We start from the raw sequence: 17,399 nt of genomic DNA, 5'->3' as shown, positions 1-17,399 counted from the left end.
GTGGCTTTGTTACCAGATAACAGAGAGCGTCTTTTACAACGGTGTCTTTTGGTAGCGTTGCCTTTTCAGCGCTGTTTTACCACTGCACAGCTTACTCGTCCTTATGGCCGAGGCTCATCAGGTACAGTGCCCCTGCCAGCGCCAATACCGAAAGCGCCAGATAAATGGCATCCAGAGGTGTGGCAAAACGGATATCCACCACGGCGCGGAAAAATTCAATAATGACCGCCAGGATCACCACGCGAGCAATCTTGTCTTTCAGCTGATCCAGCGACACAACGTTGAAAGGGTGCTGCAGAGTGCTCATTTCCGCCTTGTCAATGCGAGAGACAAACAGCCGATAGATGTCTAACGAAAAAATCAGCAGGACAATCGCAATCAGATAAATGTCCACCGCCACCACAATGTCTGGTACCAGCGTATCGTGAATGTCCTCTTCACTCCCCAACACATAGTACTCAACCGTTCCAGCCACTACCTTAAAAATATCAATCGTCCCTACCATAAACAGCGCTATTGACCCCAAAAGGCTGGGTATCACCGCCAACATCACCAGAAAACGTGAATTCCATAGCAGGTTTTCAATCCGCCGCTCCCAGGGATGCTGCTGTTCCGGGGTCTTGGGCACCGGATTGCTTCTTTGCTGCTCTGAGTCATGATTCGCCATGATGTACTCCTCTCCCCCATTCGCCGCTATATTTAGCTGGCTTGTTGGCTTACCTGAAAAATCAGAAGACATTGACTGCCACCAGCACAAAGGTTGCCAGTGTCAGCAGGATACCGGCCAATACCAGACGACCATCGCGGGCGACCAACCCTAGCCCAAGTAACGTCAACGCCAGCCCGGCGCCGTTGGCTGAAAAAGGAATAAACTCCATGGGCGGCATCGCCAGGGCGATGATCAGCGCCGTCACAGCGGTGAGGCGGCTGCCCTGCTTGCCGGTCAGCCATGGCCAACGTACGCGCAGCCAGCGATCCACCCAGCGTGACGGCTTTCGGGCATGTTGTAAGCCTTTCATGAAGGTGGTGCGTGTCAACTGCCGGCGTAGTAGCCAGGCGGGTAGCCAGAACCGTCGGCGTCCGGCCAGCAGTTGCCCACCGATTAATAGGACGATGGTGGCCATCAGGGTCGGTACGCCGGGAATATCGCCAATCAGAGGAGCTAATGTGATCAGCCCAGCCGCCAGCAGCAGGGGGCCAAAGCCGCGAAAACCAATGGCATCCACCACATCCGATACGCTGATATGCTCACTCTCCGGCGCCACCTGCTCCAGCATGTCAATCAAGCCGATAAGGCTTGAAACGCGAGGGGTATCCTGATCGTTCACTTAGTCATGCCCCTTGAGCTGTTCTTTAAGCTGCTTGGGTACCTGTTTGATAATCAGCCGGTCAGCGGTCTCATCGTATTCAATACTGTTGCCGAGCAGGTGCGAGTCAAAACTGATCGACACCCCACCCGCACGACCGGTAAAGCGACGAAACTGATTCAGAGTGCGCTTGTCAGGCGGTATCTCTTCTGCCAAGCCATAGTCAGCGTGGCGAATATGCTCATAGAACGCCTTAGGCTGGCGTTCATCCACCAGCGCCGACAGCTCATCCAGGGTCATGGTCTCACCGCGGCGCAGCTGATCGGTGGCATAGTCGACCAGGGCATCGGTCTTTTCACGGCTGGCCTCTTCATCAAAGGCTTCCTTTTCGACGTAGTCGCTGAATGCCTTGAGCAGGGTACGGGTTTCCTGAGGCGCATCAACACCCTCGCCTACACCCAGCCACTGGGCTACCACCTCGGCCACTTTCTGGCCACCGCGCTCTTTCAGAAAGGACACATATTGGGATTGGGCATCGCCCTGCTGCCACTGGGTCAGGTTGATGCGCGCGGCCAGGGTCAGCTGGCGAGTATTCAGCTGCACGGCAGGTATTGCATGGTGTTCAGCGTTGATACCAATGCCTTCGCGCTGATGCACCAGCGCCACCAGAAGGGTATCGGTATCCCCCTGGCGCTGGTGGGCAAACAGCAGGTAGCCCGCCACCGAAAGATGCTCGGCCAGCGCCTTGGCCAGCTGCTCGGTCAGGTGCTGGGTCAGGGTGGTAAAGCCGCTGCCATCGGTCAGATAGCGACGCAGCCCGCCAGCGAAGCTGGTGTCTACCTCTTCAAGGTCAGCGCTGAAACGCCCCCAGCCTTTGGGTTTGGTGTTGTAGGTATCATTCAGGGTCGTCACCAGGGCTTCCATGACATCACTGCCCTGGGGATGCACGTCACCTGCCGATACAATGTCCAGCCGGGCGCCATCCAGGGCAGGTTCCAGACGATGAACAATACTTTGCAATAATGGCATAGGCGTTCGGGTTTCCTTAACAGCGGTATTAGGGCTTCAGCCGATAGCCGGTGCGGAATATCCAGGCAATCATCGCCAGACAGCCGACCAGAAAGAGCGAAATCACCACGACACTGGCCACGACGCTCACATCGCTGATGCCGTAAAAACTCCAGCGAAACCCGCTGACCAGATAGACCACAGGGTTCAACAGGGTTACCCCCTGCCAGAAAGGCGGCAACATATCGATGGAATAGAAGCTGCCGCCCAGAAAGGTTAAGGGAGTAATTATCAGAAGCGGCACCAGCTGCAGTTTGTCAAAACCGTCCGCCCAGATGCCAATAATGAATCCCAGCATACTGAAGGTCAGCGCCGTCAGTACCAGAAACAGCAGCATCCACACAGGGTGAGCCACCTCTAGCGGTACAAAGAAATTTGAAGTCAGCAGAATGAGCAAACCTAACAGCACCGACTTGGACGCTGCCGCTCCCACATAACCAATCACGATTTCAAGATAGGAAATCGGCGCTGACAGCAGTTCATAGATACTGCCGGAGAACTTGGGGAAGAAGATCCCGAACGAGGCGTTGGAGACACTCTGGGTCAACAGCATCAACATGATCAGGCCCGGCACGATAAAGGCGCCGTAACTGATGCCGCCAATTTCTTCAATCCGCGAGCCAATGGCGGCGCCGAACACAACAAAATACAGCGACGTGGAAATAACCGGGGATACAATGCTTTGCAACAGCGTCCGCCGGGTTCGTGCCATTTCCGACATATAGATGGCACGGACAGGGTAGAGATTCATGCGCGCTCCTTGACCAGATCAACGAAAATATCTTCCAGCGAGCTTTGTCGGGTGTGCAGATCCTTGACGCCAATGCCAGCGGCTTCCAGCGCGCGCAGCAGGGTCGAGATACCGCTGCTGTCGCGCTGCTTGGAGGAGCTTTCATAGCTGTAGATCAGTTCTTCCCCCGTGTCGCTAAGCGCCAGCTCAAATGTCGCCAGGGAGTCAGGAATGCTGTCCAGGGGGTCGAAAAGCTGCAGCGTCAATTGCTTGCGGCCCAGTTTTTCGATCAGGGCATTGGTTTCTTCCACCAGTATTACTTCACCGTTGTTGATGACGCCGATCCGGTCGGCCATCTCTTCGGCTTCCTCGATGTAGTGGGTGGTGAGAATAATCGTTACGCCCTGATCGCGCAGCTCGCGCACCACCTCCCACATTTCCCGGCGCAGCTCGACGTCAACACCGGCGGTCGGTTCATCCAGAAACAGGATCCGCGGTTCGTGGGAAAGCGCCTTGGCAATCAGCACCCGGCGTTTCATTCCGCCGGACAGGGTCATCAGGCGGTTATGGCGCTTGTCCCATAAGGTCAGTGACTTGAGCACCCGTTCGATGTGCTCGGGGTTGGGCGGTTTGCCAAACAGGCCGCGGCTAAAGCTCACCGTATTCCATACGGTTTCAAACGCCTCGTTGGTCAGCTCCTGGGGCACCAGCCCGATTCGCTCACGGGCATCCCGGTACTGTTTGACGTTATCAAACCCATCCACCCAGACAGTGCCCCGCGTGGGCGATGCCAGCCCACAGACCACGCTGATCAGGGTGGTTTTACCGGCGCCATTAGGCCCGAGCAGCGCAAAGATCTCGCCCCGCTCGATACTCAAATCCACCTGGCGCAACGCCTGAAAGCTGCCAACGTCTTCCTTACCTGAACCGCTTTTACCAGCATAGATCTTGTCGAGGCCTTCAATGCGAATGATCGGGTCGCTCACTGCCTACTCCTTGCTGTGTAAAAAAGACAGGCTTGCTGGCATCCGGTGACAACCACAGAGCCAGCAAGTCACTTCGCAGCCTATTGTACTGGACAGAGAGACTTTCCCCTAAGCGCCAAGGGCTGGTATCTTCAACTGATTCGATATTAACATTGATTAACTATCTGACTGCCTGGCAACCCCACTCTCGTAAGGAACGTTAATGGCTTCTCCCGATGCTCCACAAACCTATCGCCTGGTCACCCGTAGCGATTTTGATGGCCTTGTATGTGGCGCCCTGCTGACACACCTGAACCTGATCGACGATATCAAGTTTGTCCATCCCAAGGATATGCAGGATGGCATCATTGACATCAGTGAGCGGGATATCACCACCAACCTGCCCTATGTGCCCGGCTGCCATCTGGCCTTTGATCACCATCTGAGCGAAACCGTACGCAACAGCGAGCGCGCCGATAACCATATTATTGACCCGGATGCGCCCTCTGCAGCCAGGGTAGTGTTCGACTATTACGGAGGGTTCGATGCCTTTCCGGCCCGTTGGGAAGACATGATGGCAGCCGTCGATAAAGGCGACGCGGCTCAGTTCAACCAAGAGGAGATTCTTGACCCTCAAGGCTGGGTGCTGCTGAACTTCATCATGGATGCGCGGACTGGCCTGGGGCGTTTCCGTGAATTCCGGATCTCCAACTATCAGCTGATGATGAAGCTGATCGACTACTGCCGGGAGCACTCTATTGATGAGATTCTGGCCCTGGACGATGTGCGCGAACGCGTCGAGCTATACCGCGATCACGAGGAAAAAGCCAAGCAGCAGATTCAGCGCTGCGCCAGGGTACACGGCAATCTGGTGGTGCTCGACCTGCGCGATGAAGAGACTATCTACGCCACCAACCGCTTTGTGATCTACGCGCTTTACCCCGAGTGCAATATTTCCATCCACGTCATGTGGGGGCTCAAGCAGCAGAACACCGTCCTGGCTATCGGTAAATCGATCCTTGACCGCTCCAGCAATACCAATGTCGGTGAGCTGTGCCTTGATTACGGCGGCGGCGGTCACCTTAACGCCGGCACCTGCCAGATCGACAACGACAAGGCGGAAGAAACCCTCAACGCCATTATCAAACGCATTAACGCCGATGGCTAACCTTCGGAGCACGGCCAGCGTCGGTACCTCTACCGGCGCTGGCGCCTTTATTATCAGGCACCTGCCAGCCACAGGCAGCTGATCGGATCACCTTCGTTCACCTGAGTATGCGGAGGAATGACCGCTAGCGCATCGGCATCAATACAGGACGACAGCACCCCGGAATTCTGGTCGTCGAAGGCTTCAGCAGTGATGCCCTGAGGCGTAAACGCCAGCCTGACGCGCATGTAATGCTGACGCGGCCCGGTGGAGGTAGCAAAACCGGCCTTGGCAGTGATTTCCGGCAGTGACTGTAGTGCCGGGCAGGCCAATAAAGCGCCCATCAGCGGGCGCAGAAACAGCCAGGCCCCCACATAGCCAGACACCGGATTACCCGGCAAGCCGACAAAATGTGCTTGCCTTTGACGATTAGGCAGTTGCCCCAGCGCCAGCGGTTTGCCCGGGCGAATCGCCAGTCGCCACAGGGTCAGTTTGCCCAGTTGTTCCAGAGCGGCCTTGACATGATCTTCCTCGCCAACGCTCACCCCGCCGGTGCTGACCACCAGATCCGCCTGTTCGGCGGCTTTTTGCAGCTGTTCACGGGTGCCTTGCGGGTCATCCGGCACGCTGACCAAACTGACCACCTCAGCACCGAAAGTTTCCAGCAGGCGTTTGAGCATGGGGCGGTTGGAGTTATACAGTTGCCCGGCCTTGAGCGGTGTTCCCGGGTCAATGATTTCATCGCCGGTGGATAGAAGCGCTACCCGCGGGCGGCGTACGACCTGCACCTTGGTCACCCCTTGCCCAGCCAGATGCCCAAGAGCGGCGGCTTCCAGCCGCGTTCCAGCGCGCAGCAGCGTCTGCCCGGCGCGTACGTCACGGCCGCGTCGGCGGATATTATCGCCAATGGGAATATCGGCAGGCAGCAAGGCGTGCTCGCCCTGGCGCTCCACACGCTCCTGCATCACCACGCAATCCGCCCCCGGTGGAATCTCGCTGCCCGTAAAGATCCGCGCACAGGTGCCGGGCATTAGCGGTTTCACGGCAGAACCCGCCGCAATCCGCTGGCTAATCAGCAGCTGCTGGCCCGCCTCAGCGGCGCGCAGGGCATAGCCGTCCATGGCGCTGTTATCAAAGGGCGGCACGTCCAGCTGCACCTTCACATCTTCCGCCAGCACCCGCCCGGCGGCGTCAGTCAAGGCTACCTGCTCAGTGTCCAGCGTACGGGCATCCTGCAGTAATGCCTTCAGGGCCGTTTCTATCGGTGCCAACTCAGCCATGCTGGCCTCGCTTTGAAGTTGCCAACACATGAATAAGCTGATGATAGTTGTCTGATGGCATATGACCCTCGCAAATAATAACAACGTTTACCAATACGAAATCCTGCCACATAGCCGCTAGAATGTCCTGATCACAATAAATCCGGTCAGAATAAAACAGTGCTTATCAACGTAGCGTTGGCCCGCCATTTGATGGCCACATGACGCTACACGAATAGTTTTAATGAAAAACTTATATTCAGCGGCCTGCAGAAAACCAGTATAAGTCCCTGTATATTGGAAATATAATGTTGAAATACCATCAGTTGCGTCGTCATACAATAGCTCATACCCACGCCGAACTGCAGAACATAATAGATGCCAACGATGCTCGCCGGATTAAATTGACAGAAATCACCACTGAAGCACTAAAAGCTGAACAAGCATGGAAAGCCAACACTCATTTGGCAAAAAGCCGAGCAATTGGTTGGGATTGGTATGAAGCACTTAAGGTATATCGCCGCAATCATGCTGCCCGTATGGAGCTTGCCATTTGGCTCGATGAAAACTTATGTGGCTTGATGCTCGGCAAGCCCAGCACCAGCAAAATGGTAATGAAGCTCAATTACATCCAAGGAGCCCCTTACGAACATAGCCTCAAGGGGTATGTGGTGCCTATCGCCATTCTCTACGCCGAGCTTTATGCATCTGCTTTGGCCGTGCGATGGCTTGGGACTCAAGACCCTCTGGAAGAACCAGCCCTGATCGATTATTACCACCGCCTTGGATTTACACGACCTGATCCCTTTGATCCTCGTAATAATGCGCTTTTTAAGGCACTTTGAGCAAAATGAGACGGGTAAGCATCGAATCTGGAGTGTGGTTAATTTTTGATCTATTATGATGCAAAAGCTTAGCCAAGGTACCAAAACATGTCTGCCTATCTCGTTGATGCCGAAAATGGCAAAAAAACTGACGATCTGGAACTGGAAAAAGCATTACAGCGCATGAAGACACATACACCGAAGGCACGCGCCAGCTTCCTCCATGCACTTTCACTTAAAGTGCCCGATGTGCGCGGCCGTCTGGCGGGGCCTACCGTCAAAAGATAGTTCTAGCTGTCAAAAGAGAATTCTAATAGCGCCCCACCAAAACGCCATACAGCCTGTTTCGCCGTATGGCATTCACGTGATCTCGACGACAGTGGAATTACCCACTCAGCCATGCTGGCCTCGCTCGGGGATGACCAGATTGGCGAAGTTGCAGGGCTTGTGGCGGCTATCAAGCTGCTCGGCGAGAATACCGTCCCAGCCGGTGCGGCAAGCCCCGGTAGAACCGGGCAGGCAGAAGATGACGGTGGCATTGGCCAGCCCGGCCAGGCAGCGACTCTGGATCGTTGAGCTGCCGATTTCCTCGCCGCTGAGCAGGCGGAAACGCTCGCCAAAGCCTTCTATGCGCTTGTCAAACAGCACGGACACCGCTTCCGGGGTGGAATCACGGCCAGTAAAACCGGTGCCGCCGGTGGAGATAATTACCTGCACCTCAGGGTCAGCGATCCAGGCGGAGACCACGGCGCGGATCTGGTAGACATCATCCACCACGATGCGCTTGTCGACCAACTGGTGGCCAGCGCTGGTGGCGCGCTCCACCAGCGCCTGGCCACTGCGGTCGGTGTCTTCAGTGCGGGTATCCGAGATGGTCAATACCGCCACTCCCAGGGGAATCATCGGCTCGCTCATGATCCTATGCCTCCTGACTGTCACTGGCTTTCTTGTTTGCCTGACGTGCTTCAAAGGCGGCCAGCTGTTCGGGGGTAGCAGGTGCCTGGTAATGTTCCTTCCATTCGCTATAGGGCATGCCGTAAACGTAGTCACGGGCAGCATCGTAATCCAGATCGGCGCCCTTTTCCTCAGCGGCTGCCACCAGCCATTTGGACAGGCAGTTACGGCAGAAATCAGCCAGAATCATCAGGTCAATATTCTGCACGTCCTTGTTGTCGTCCAGGTGGGTTAACAGGCGGCGAAAGGCGGCGGCTTCAAGCTCTGTGCGTGTTGCCGGGTCGAGTTCATCAAAGGCTGGCATGATCTTTCCTCTCATTCAATGGGCTTATCGCAACTGCCGATAGCATAACAAAAGACACCGCCCGAAGGCGGTGTCTTTTGTTATCAGAGCAGTTAAAAATCCGTTAGAGAGCGGTGACGTATCACCGCTTTCGCTTCGCTAGCCGGAGCTTGATGGCGCGCTGTCCGTACCTGCGCTACCCGCGCTTTTCTGAGCAGCAACTTCTTCTTCCGTCAGCGCTTGATCCTTGACCTCTTCATACCAGAGGTTGTGGTGCTCTTTCGCCCAGGTTTCGTCCACGTAGCCGGTGGTCATGCCTTCCAGGGCACCTTCAGTACCCAGGGTACCGATATAGATATGGCCTATTGAGACGGCTGTCAGCCCCAGGGCACCCACCGCATGAATCAGGTTCGCCCACTGCATGGTATCGCGGCCCTGATTGAAGTTGGGGAAGTCGAGCACAAAGCCACTGGCCACCACCAGCACGCCTACCGAGGCCAGCAGCCAGTACCAGGCTTTTTCACCGCCGTTGCAGAACCCGGCATCGACATGATGCTTGCCGAACATACCGCCACCTTTCTTGAACCATTCAAGGTCATGCTTTTTGGGCAGGTTGTCTTTGATCAGGCTAATCAACATGATGACCAGCAGCACACCAAAGATTGGCCCGAGGTAGTTGTGCAGTACCTTGGAAGCAGAGACCATCGATGACCATACGGCATCACCGAACAGGCTGCGAAATACAAACTTGCCAAACAGCAGGTTAAGGCCAGTGAGTGCCAGGACGATAAACAAAGAAGCAACCGTCCAGTGCAGTGAGCGCATCAACAGCGACCAGCGAAACAGCTTGCGACCTGTGCGTGGCTCCTCCAGATATTTGCGCCCAATGATGATGTAAAACAGCGCAATGGCAGCTGCCATGCCCCCGATGGCGATCAATCCGAACGGTGATACCCAGCGGTTACGCCACTGGCGCCAGGTTTCACCGCTTGAATTGACCAGGTTATAGTTGCTGTCAAAACGCGTATCACGGTAGTTGGGGCCAGTTTCGCCGCTGCGCACCTGGCGCCATTGATCAGCATCAATGCCCGGCGCCGCCGTGACCATTTCACTTTCCGAGGTGGATTGTGCACTGGCCAGCGACGCCATGCCCAGGCTTGCCAGCAGCATCAGCGTGACACACAGCCAGCGCCACAGGCCCGTTTTGTTATGAGTCATGACAAGCCTCCTTACCCTTTGCGGGCGGCGTCATAGGCAAGGTCATCAGCACTGGCCTGAGGGTTGCCTGACCAGGCACCGTCTGGATGGCCACGCTGAACCACACGCTGGCGGAAGATATCGGCTACTTCCTGAGCATCACCGGCCAGCAGCGCCTTGGTGGAACACATTTCTGCACATAGCGGCAGCTTGCCTTCGGCAATGCGGTTGGCACCGTATTTCTCGTACTCTTCTTCCTTGGTTTCAGCCGGGCCGCCGGCACAGAAGGTGCATTTGTCCATCTTGCCGCGCTCGCCAAAGGCGTTCTGCTGCGGGAACTGGGGCGCGCCAAAGGGGCAGGCATACAGGCAATAACCGCAGCCGATACACAGATCCTTGTCGTGCAGGACGATGCCGTCATCGGTCTTATAGAAGCAGTCGGTCGGGCAGACGGCCATACACGGCGCGTCGTCACAGTGCATACAGGCTACCGAGATCGACATCTCATCGGCTTCACCGTCATTAAGGGTAACCACGCGGCGACGCTGGATACCCCACTCAACGTCGTTGGCATTCTTACAGGCGGTGACACAGCCGTTGCACTCGATGCAGCGTTCAGCGTCACACATGAATTTCATTTGTGCCATGATGTTTCTCCTCGCACGGCGCGGGAGCTTACCCGCGCAGCTTGGCTGTCAGTCAGGGTGTCAGGCGCGCTCAAGGCGGCACAGGGTGCATTTGGTTTCCTGCATCTGCGTCACGGTGTCGTAGCCGTAGGTGGTCGCCGTGTTGGCCGCTTCACCCAATACATAGGGGGCGGTTCCATCCGGGTAGCGGTCATGCAGGCTTTCGCCCTGGAACATGCCACCGAAGTGGAACGGCATGAACACCACCTCACGCGCCACACGGGGGGTCACCAGGGCTTTAACCTTGACGCGCCCGCCTTCGGCACCTTCTACCCAGACCATGTCACCATCACGGATACCGTGATCATTGGCCAGGGCCGGGTTGATCTCGACAAACATTTCCTGCTGCAGCTCGGCAAGCCACGACATGGAACGGGTCTCTTCCCCACCGCCTTCGTATTCCACCAGGCGCCCGGAAGTCAGGATGATTGGGTAGCGGTCGCTGTTGTCGTTTTCCTGGATACTCTTGTAAAGAGTAGGCAGGCGATAATGCGAGGCCACGTCGTCCCAGGTCGGGTAATCCTCAACCAGATCGCGGCGGCTGGTATAAAGCGGTTCGCGGTGCTTGGGAATCGGGTCCGGGAAAGTCCAGACATTACAGCGCGCTTTGGCGTTACCAAAGGGCGCACAGCCATGGGCAATAGCAACCCGCTGGATGCCACCGGACAGGTCAGTTTTCCAGTTCTTGCCGTCGGCGGCGGTTTTTTCTGCTTCGGTCAGGTCATCCCACCAGCCCAGATCCTTGAGCATCTGGGCGGTAAACTCAGGGTAGCCGTCCTCAATATCAGAACCGGCACTGAAGGAGCCATCTGCGAGAAGGTTATCACCGTCACGCTCAACCCCGAAGCGGGCACGGAAGGTCAGCCCGCCTTCAGCCACCGGCTTGCTGGTGTCGTACAGAATCGGCGTACCGGGGTGGCCCATTTCGGCGGTACCCCAGCAGGGCCACGGCAAGCCGTAATAATCGCCATCCGCCGGGCCACCTTCCGCCTTGAGGTCACGGAAGCTGAAGGTATGCCAGTTCTGCTGGTGCTCTTTCAGGCGCTCCGGACTCTGACCGGTGTAGCCAACCGTCCACATACCGGCGTTGAACTCGCGGGTAATGTCTTCGGTCACCGGGCGGTTGTTCTCGACGCGGATATTCTTGAACAGCTCGTTGGCAAAGCCGAGCTTCTGCGCCAGCAGGTACATGATTTCGTGGTCAGGCTTGGACTCGAAAAGCGGCTCAATCACCTGGTCGCGCCACTGGATGGAGCGGTTGGTGGCGGTGACACTGCCGGTGGTTTCAAACTGGGTAGCCGCGGGTAGCAGGTAGACGCCATCAGTGCGGTCGTGCATGACGCCTGCCACGGTCGGGTAAGGGTCGACGATGACCATCATTTCCAACTGTTTCATGGCCTGCTGCATTTCCGGCCCACGGGTCTGGGAGTTGACCGCGTGGCCCCAGTAGAACATTGCCTTCAGCTTGGAACGCTGGGAAATGTTCTCATCTTCTTCCAGTACGCCGTCGATCCAGCGCGAGACGGTAATCCCACTGGAGTGCATCGGCTTGCCATCGACGTACTCGGTATCATCGAAGCGGCTCTGCAGCCACTCGTAGTCCAGACCCCAGACGCCTGCCCAGTGGCGCCAGGCGCCTTCGGACAGGCCGTAGTAGCCGGGCAGTGAGTGGGACATCAGACCCAGGTCAGTGGCGCCCTGAACGTTATCGTGGCCACGGAAGATGTTGGCACCGCCACCGGATTTACCGATGTTGCCCAGCGCCAGCTCCAGAATGCAGTAAGCGCGAGTGTTGTTGTTGCCCGTGGTGTGCTGGGTGCCGCCCATACACCAGACAATGCAGCCCGGGCGGTTATCCGCCAGACGCTTGGCCGTGTCAAACATGGCCGCTTCGGGTACGCCGGTAATCCGCTCAACTTCGGAAGGCGTGAAATTAGCCACTTCAGCGCGCACTTCATCCAGCGCATAGACGCGCTGGTCAATGTACTCGCGGTCTTCCCAACCATTTTCAAAGATGTGCCACAAAAGGCCCCAGATAAAGGCCACGTCCGAGCCTGGGCGAATACGCACAAAGCTATCAGCCTTGGCCGCAGTGCGGGTGAAGCGCGGGTCGACCACGATAATCTGAGCCTGGCTGCGCTCCTTGGCCAGCAGGATATGCTGCATGGCCACCGGGTGGGCTTCACTGGGATTGGAGCCGATAAACATGATCGACTTGGAGTTCTGGATATCATTGAGCGAGTTGGTCATCGCCCCATAACCCCAGGTATTGGCTACCCCTGCCACCGTGGTGGAGTGACAGATACGCGCCTGGTGGTCAGTGTTGTTGGTACCGGCCAGGGCAGCAAACTTGCGCATCAGGTAGGCCTGTTCATTATTGAACTTGGCCGAGCCCAACCAGTAGATGCTGTCGGGGCTGTACTGTTCAGACAGCTCCAGCACTTTGCTGCCAATTTCTTCGATGGCATCTTCCCAGCTCAGCCGCTGCCACTCGCCATCCACCAGCTTCATGGGATATTTCAGACGACGGCTGGAATGTCCGTGCTGGCGCAGCGCCGCGCCCTTGGCACAATGGGCGCCACGGTTGATGGGATGGTCAAAGGCAGGCTCCTGCTTGGTCCAGATACCTTCCTGAACTTCAGCGTAAACGCCACAGCCCACTGAACAGTGGGAGCAGACCGTGCGCTTGGTTTCAACGGGGGAGTCCAGCACTGGGGTCTTATCGGCAGACTCAGCGCGCTGCATCATCGGCGCGCCCATAAAACCGGCGGCGGCAATACCGCCGGTCGCGGCACCGCTGCGCTGCAGGAACTGGCGACGGCTGATACCCAGCCCGCTCGCCTTGGTGTTAGTTTTGCGAGTTAAACGCATGGCAGTTCTCCTGGCGGTGGCCGGTTAATCACGCAGGGTCGCGTAGAAGGCGCGAATATGCTCGGTTTCACGGTAGTTGAGCGAAGGTGCTTCACTGCGAGCAGGCGTTTCCTCGGCATTGGCCAGGGTCACATGACCTACCGCTGCTGCGGCACCGGCCGCCGCTGTACCTAAACCCACGGTTTTAATGAAACGACGCCGCTCAGGGTTTTGGGCGCTGCCATCACTCGGGTTAACAGGACTTGATGTGGACATCGGGGCTCTCCTCTCTGCACGGATCAGGTGTTGTCGGCCACAGGAGAATACGTTCTGATGCAGCCGATTCCTGATATTTTTATATAGTCCGGTCTTACTCGGCGGGCGAGACGATCCGCACCGCCGACTGGCTTGCCGCTTCTTGCAGCCGAGCCGATTCGCTTTCCATAAAGGCACAGCCCAAGTCACCCAGGGCCGCATAAAACGCACTGTCCACCTTGGCCAGATCACCCCAGCACTGGGGCGCCCAAGGGGCAAGGTGGTGAAAAAAGAAACTTGCCTGACGGGGCTTGGCTGCGTCCATAACCAGCATCGCCATCACCTCGCACAGCGCAGCCAGATGATCTTCCGGCTCCGGTGTATTCGTCGTTCGCTCAAAGCCCAACGCCCTGAGATCCTGACGCAGTTCCAGTAAGGCGGTTTCCATCAGCTCGCCCTGACGATACCAGGAAGCGTAAGGGGTAATGTCACCCTGAATGACGCCGACCAGATGACGAAAGTGGGCGCGCTCAAGGGTATCGGGGCTGGCCACCTGGGCCGCCTGCGACAGCGCCTGCCAGGCCAGGGTCAAGGGGGTGCCGTCGGCGTCAATTTCAAGCCCACTCAGCCAGTCAAGCAGCTCAGCATCCGGGGCCTGGCGCACAAGCCCAGCGAGTAACCCATAGATATCGGCGCGCAGGGCCTCTTCCTCACTCAGCTCAACCGCCGGTTGAGGTGCCTCAGGGGCTATCTGTGATGTTGTGCTCATCGTGGTCATGCATTACACCTTCAATTGTGCATCAGGGTCGCGGGCCATGGTCTGCCAGACATCTTTTACCCGGCAGTCCTCGCACATTTCCAGGCGCGCCATGGCATCGCCCGCAAAATAGGGGTGATCCGCCAGCTTCTGCTTGATGGCTGCAACGGTGCTGACCGTGGCAAACGGCTTGCCGCAGTTGATACATTCAAACGCCGCCTCTTCATGGCAGGTCTGGCGCGTTTCGCGCTCAGGGGCCGCCAGAAAACCGGGCATCAGGGTAATCGCCTGCTCCGGGCAGGCGTCAGCACATAGCCCACACTGCACACAGTCGGCTTCCAGAAAGCTTAATGCTGGCCGGTCACCGCCTGCCTTGAGAGCCGGTGTCGGGCAGTTGCTCACACAGGCCATGCACAGGGTGCAGGCGTCGCTATCTACCGCGATGGCACCATAAGGTGCGCCAGCAGGCACGGCCTGACGCTCGGGTACTGGCTCACCCAATTCAGCCAGACGCGCCAGCACCTGATTGAAACGGGCGCGCTTTTGTGGTGCCTCCAGGGTCAGCGGCTGCTCGGTGAGCGGCAGCCCCTTTGGCAGCGCATCACGCGCCGCGCGATCATCCGGGGAGAGGGCCTGAACGCGTTCACTCTCCAGCCCAAGCGAGGCCAGTAGTGCGCGTGCCTGAGCCAATTGGGCGTCCAGAAATGCACTCAGCCGTGCAGGCATGTCAGGGTGGTACTGCACGCGAATTTCAGCGGCCCCTGCCGCCAGCCCGGTCAGCCATTGATCGTGGCCTGCCGACCCCAGCTCTTCCAGCGGGATATCCAGCACATGGCCAGCGGTCTGGTCATCCGCCTGCTGCTCAGCCGCCAGGGTGTCGTGGGTCACAAAGCGGAGTACCGGATGGGTGCCACCCGCCTCGCGATAGGCGCCGAGCCAGCTGCTCAGGGTTTCCTGCTGGCGGCGGGTTTCCGGCAGGCGGAATTCAATCGCCCCGGTGGGGCAGGCGCTGGTACAGCTGCCCACACCCTGGCACAGGAAAGGGTCAATCTCGATACGCGACTCGATACGCCCCTGATGGCTACTGATCGCATCCGCCGGGCAGACATCCAGGCAGCGGGTGCAGCCGATGTTACCGCTGGAAGAGTGCGCGCACAGATCAGAGTTGACCTGAAAATAGCGCGGTTTATCGAATTCCCCCGTCAGCGCGGCAAAATCGGCCAGCGTCTCCTGACGCCCCTGTTCGGCTTGCCAGTCGAAGAGCCTATACCCCGGCGGTGGAAGTTCGACTGCCATGCAGGGCGTCGGAGTCAAATCGAGAATCAGGTCGAACGCCTCGCGCTGGATCAAGACGCGAGCCAGATCCAGCGGCTCCTCACCTGCAATGCGGACATTGAAAGCGCCCAGATAGCCGCTGATCTGCAGTTGCTCTACCTGGTGTCGGGTCAGTGCTTGAGCGGTCAATGCCTGGGTAGCCGCCAGCAGATCACTATCACTCTCCAGCGCGCCGCCTTGTGTCGCCGCGGTAAACAGCAGAGTGATGGAGGCCAGACCCTGGCCTGCCGGGGTGTTGGCATCCGTCATCAGCAAGCGGGCTGCCTGGCGGGCTTCGCGCTCACTGCCCATCACCAGAGCATGCCCTCGGCTATGATAGGTGACGTTGGCAGGCGTCAGGTTCACCGGCCAGGAAACACGCTGGCGTACGGCCTCCTTGGCTTGACTATTACGCTGGTCGTCAACGGACGCCAGGGGGATTGACTGATTCATGCGCTCTCACGGTCAGGTATTTTATTGTTGTTATTTTTAATAGTTTTAGATTTTAGATGGCGTCTTGCTTTATCACGTCCGTGAAAGACGTGTCTTAACATTGAGTTAAGTTTATGGCGAAACTGAGGCTTTTTCCAATCTCATTAGTGGAAGGCCTTCAACGCAGAAACGACGCTCACGGCATCTGCTGATCTTGATCACTGTTGGCGTTATTGGCTTGCTGTTTCAACGGCGACACCTCCTGAGAACTTGTATCTTCACCGCGTGTGGCTTCTTTTTCTTCCTCTCCTACCACTTGATGTTCCTCTTTTACGGGGCGTGCATCAGGCGCCTCACCCGTTGCCGATTCATCCAGAGCGTCTTCAACTTTTTTAGACCATTGTCTAACCTTATCGGCCATATCAGCCGCCATGGGTTTCAGCTGCGCCTTGAAATCCTGATCGTAATCATTGAGCCCATCACGAATATTATAATCACCGGTTGACCACAGCTGGCGAAGCGCCTTGCGTCGCAACGCACTACTGACCCCAGGGGACATGAAAGCGCTGAAGTCGCTGCCGGCATCGAGGGTTTCCGGGTCAGGCAGGGTGTGATCGAGGCTGCCCGGTGCGGGGGGTACTTCCTCAGGAACAGTCGCTTCTGGCAGCTCGTCGACTCCCGGCGCCCCACTCTTGAGAGCTTCATCCTCCGCCACTGCCGAGGATAACGGTTCGCCGGGAGACGAATCCTCTTCCAGCGCTGATGCATCATCAACCGGCAGGCCGCGCTTGGCTCGCGACCAGCGTTCAAAGCGGCTCATAGACTTGGCTCCTCATTATCTGTCTGGCCCGTTTCTGGCGTTTTTCCGGCCGGTTGCTCACCACTGCGAGAAGTGAGTAACTCACGTGCACGCCCGGCGCCCTTGCGTTTTTTCTTGCGCCCTTCAACGGGTGCCTCACCGTGACGCGCCAGGTAGCCTTCTATCCATACCTGAAGGGCCATGGGCATGGGCGCTTCAAAGACCTGCTGTTCACCGTCCATCCAGCCCGCCGCCACTTCCTGGCTGGCGCTGATGGCTTCCGGGGCAGGCACGTCACCGCTGAACCCGGCGCGCACAAACAGCTGCGGCGTGTCGGATCTCAGGTTGAAGCGATACGCCGCTCGCTCTGTCATCGTGAGCTGCAACCACACCACATTCGGGCCCTGCTCACCTGGCGTCAGCTGGCCAAGACGCCATTGACGAATGCGGAATCTGCCGACTTTCTTGGATTCTTCTGTCAGCGTAACGCTTAGCGGGCGTTGATTATCATGCATGGTTCGGCATCTCTTGGCAGGTGATGTTCAAAGGGGCTGGACAAGTAAGCCTGCTCA

19 protein-coding genes are annotated in these 17,399 nt (G+C 57.5%); 3 read left to right on the top strand and 16 right to left on the bottom strand.

All coding sequences use genetic code 11. The annotated features are described in order from the left end of the window. Nucleotides 1–91 precede the first annotated feature (91 nt). From OR573_01525 to OR573_01505, 5 genes are all read right to left on the bottom strand, one after another. Nucleotides 92–667 (bottom strand): YqhA family protein, encoded by a 576-nt coding sequence (locus OR573_01525; protein XGA80365.1) that lies wholly within the window; start codon nucleotides 665–667, stop codon nucleotides 92–94. Nucleotides 668–728: 61 nt separating this feature from the next. Next, nucleotides 729–1,277 (bottom strand): exopolysaccharide biosynthesis protein, encoded by a 549-nt coding sequence (locus OR573_01520; protein XGA81643.1) that lies wholly within the window; start codon nucleotides 1,275–1,277, stop codon nucleotides 729–731. 51 nt (nucleotides 1,278–1,328) lie between these two features. Beyond that, nucleotides 1,329–2,336 carry a nucleoid-associated protein gene (locus OR573_01515; GenBank protein ID XGA80364.1) on the bottom strand — a complete coding sequence of 336 codons (1,008 nt, stop codon included), beginning with the start codon at nucleotides 2,334–2,336 and terminating at the stop codon, nucleotides 1,329–1,331. 28 nt (nucleotides 2,337–2,364) lie between these two features. After that, entirely contained in the window at nucleotides 2,365–3,126 is a 762-nt protein-coding gene (locus OR573_01510) for an ABC transporter permease (GenBank protein XGA80363.1), read from the bottom strand. Beyond that, nucleotides 3,123–4,091 carry an ABC transporter ATP-binding protein gene (locus OR573_01505; protein ID XGA80362.1) on the bottom strand — a complete coding sequence of 323 codons (969 nt, stop codon included), beginning with the start codon at nucleotides 4,089–4,091 and terminating at the stop codon, nucleotides 3,123–3,125. The genes OR573_01510 and OR573_01505 overlap by 4 nt, the downstream gene beginning before the upstream one ends. Nucleotides 4,092–4,293: 202 nt before the next feature. Between OR573_01505 and OR573_01500 the strand changes: the two genes are divergently transcribed. After that, nucleotides 4,294–5,238, top strand: a complete 945-nt coding sequence (locus OR573_01500) for an exopolyphosphatase (protein ID XGA80361.1) — start codon at nucleotides 4,294–4,296, stop codon at nucleotides 5,236–5,238. A gap of 53 nt (nucleotides 5,239–5,291) precedes the next feature. On the opposite strand, the gene OR573_01495 is transcribed toward OR573_01500, so the two are convergent. Next, nucleotides 5,292–6,497, bottom strand: a complete 1,206-nt coding sequence (locus tag OR573_01495) for a molybdopterin molybdotransferase MoeA (protein XGA80360.1) — start codon at nucleotides 6,495–6,497, stop codon at nucleotides 5,292–5,294. 287 nt (nucleotides 6,498–6,784) lie between these two features. Between OR573_01495 and OR573_01490 the strand changes: the two genes are divergently transcribed. Then, on the top strand, nucleotides 6,785–7,321 hold the full coding sequence (locus tag OR573_01490) for a hypothetical protein (GenBank protein ID XGA80359.1): 537 nt from the start codon (nucleotides 6,785–6,787) through the stop codon (nucleotides 7,319–7,321). 87 nt (nucleotides 7,322–7,408) lie between these two features. Then, a complete protein-coding gene (locus tag OR573_01485; GenBank protein XGA80358.1) occupies nucleotides 7,409–7,588 on the top strand; it encodes a hypothetical protein in 180 nt (59 codons plus the stop codon). Between the two features lie 105 nt (nucleotides 7,589–7,693). On the opposite strand, the gene moaB is transcribed toward OR573_01485, so the two are convergent. The 10 genes from moaB to OR573_01435 all read right to left on the bottom strand — a co-directional run bounded on the left by moaB (nucleotide 7,694) and on the right by OR573_01435 (nucleotide 17,342). After that, on the bottom strand, nucleotides 7,694–8,215 hold the full coding sequence (gene moaB, locus OR573_01480) for a molybdenum cofactor biosynthesis protein B (GenBank protein ID XGA80357.1): 522 nt from the start codon (nucleotides 8,213–8,215) through the stop codon (nucleotides 7,694–7,696). 4 nt (nucleotides 8,216–8,219) lie between these two features. After that, complete coding sequence (locus tag OR573_01475; protein ID XGA80356.1) at nucleotides 8,220–8,558, bottom strand: DUF1244 domain-containing protein; 339 nt, start codon at nucleotides 8,556–8,558, stop codon at nucleotides 8,220–8,222. Nucleotides 8,559–8,696: 138 nt separating this feature from the next. Continuing rightward, on the bottom strand, nucleotides 8,697–9,755 hold the full coding sequence (locus OR573_01470) for a formate dehydrogenase subunit gamma (GenBank protein ID XGA80355.1): 1,059 nt from the start codon (nucleotides 9,753–9,755) through the stop codon (nucleotides 8,697–8,699). A gap of 11 nt (nucleotides 9,756–9,766) precedes the next feature. Then, nucleotides 9,767–10,381 (bottom strand): formate dehydrogenase FDH3 subunit beta, encoded by a 615-nt coding sequence (gene fdh3B, locus OR573_01465; GenBank protein XGA80354.1) that lies wholly within the window; start codon nucleotides 10,379–10,381, stop codon nucleotides 9,767–9,769. A gap of 60 nt (nucleotides 10,382–10,441) precedes the next feature. After that, on the bottom strand, nucleotides 10,442–13,291 hold the full coding sequence (locus OR573_01460) for a formate dehydrogenase subunit alpha (GenBank protein ID XGA80353.1): 2,850 nt from the start codon (nucleotides 13,289–13,291) through the stop codon (nucleotides 10,442–10,444). A gap of 24 nt (nucleotides 13,292–13,315) precedes the next feature. Beyond that, entirely contained in the window at nucleotides 13,316–13,546 is a 231-nt protein-coding gene (locus OR573_01455) for a twin-arginine translocation signal domain-containing protein (protein XGA80352.1), read from the bottom strand. Between the two features lie 94 nt (nucleotides 13,547–13,640). Next, on the bottom strand, nucleotides 13,641–14,303 hold the full coding sequence (locus OR573_01450) for a molecular chaperone TorD family protein (protein XGA80351.1): 663 nt from the start codon (nucleotides 14,301–14,303) through the stop codon (nucleotides 13,641–13,643). A gap of 3 nt (nucleotides 14,304–14,306) precedes the next feature. Further along, entirely contained in the window at nucleotides 14,307–16,049 is a 1,743-nt protein-coding gene (locus OR573_01445) for a 4Fe-4S binding protein (protein XGA80350.1), read from the bottom strand. Nucleotides 16,050–16,224: 175 nt separating this feature from the next. Next, entirely contained in the window at nucleotides 16,225–16,848 is a 624-nt protein-coding gene (locus OR573_01440) for a DUF3306 domain-containing protein (protein ID XGA80349.1), read from the bottom strand. After that, a complete protein-coding gene (locus tag OR573_01435) occupies nucleotides 16,845–17,342 on the bottom strand; it encodes a DUF3305 domain-containing protein (protein ID XGA80348.1) in 498 nt (165 codons plus the stop codon). The genes OR573_01440 and OR573_01435 overlap by 4 nt, the downstream gene beginning before the upstream one ends. Nucleotides 17,343–17,399 lie beyond the last annotated feature (57 nt).

The organism is Halomonas sp. CH40 (assembly GCA_041875495.1).
In the GTDB taxonomy this organism is placed as follows: Bacteria; Pseudomonadota; Gammaproteobacteria; order Pseudomonadales; family Halomonadaceae; genus Vreelandella.
This window is presented reverse-complemented; position numbering and strand designations above follow the sequence as displayed.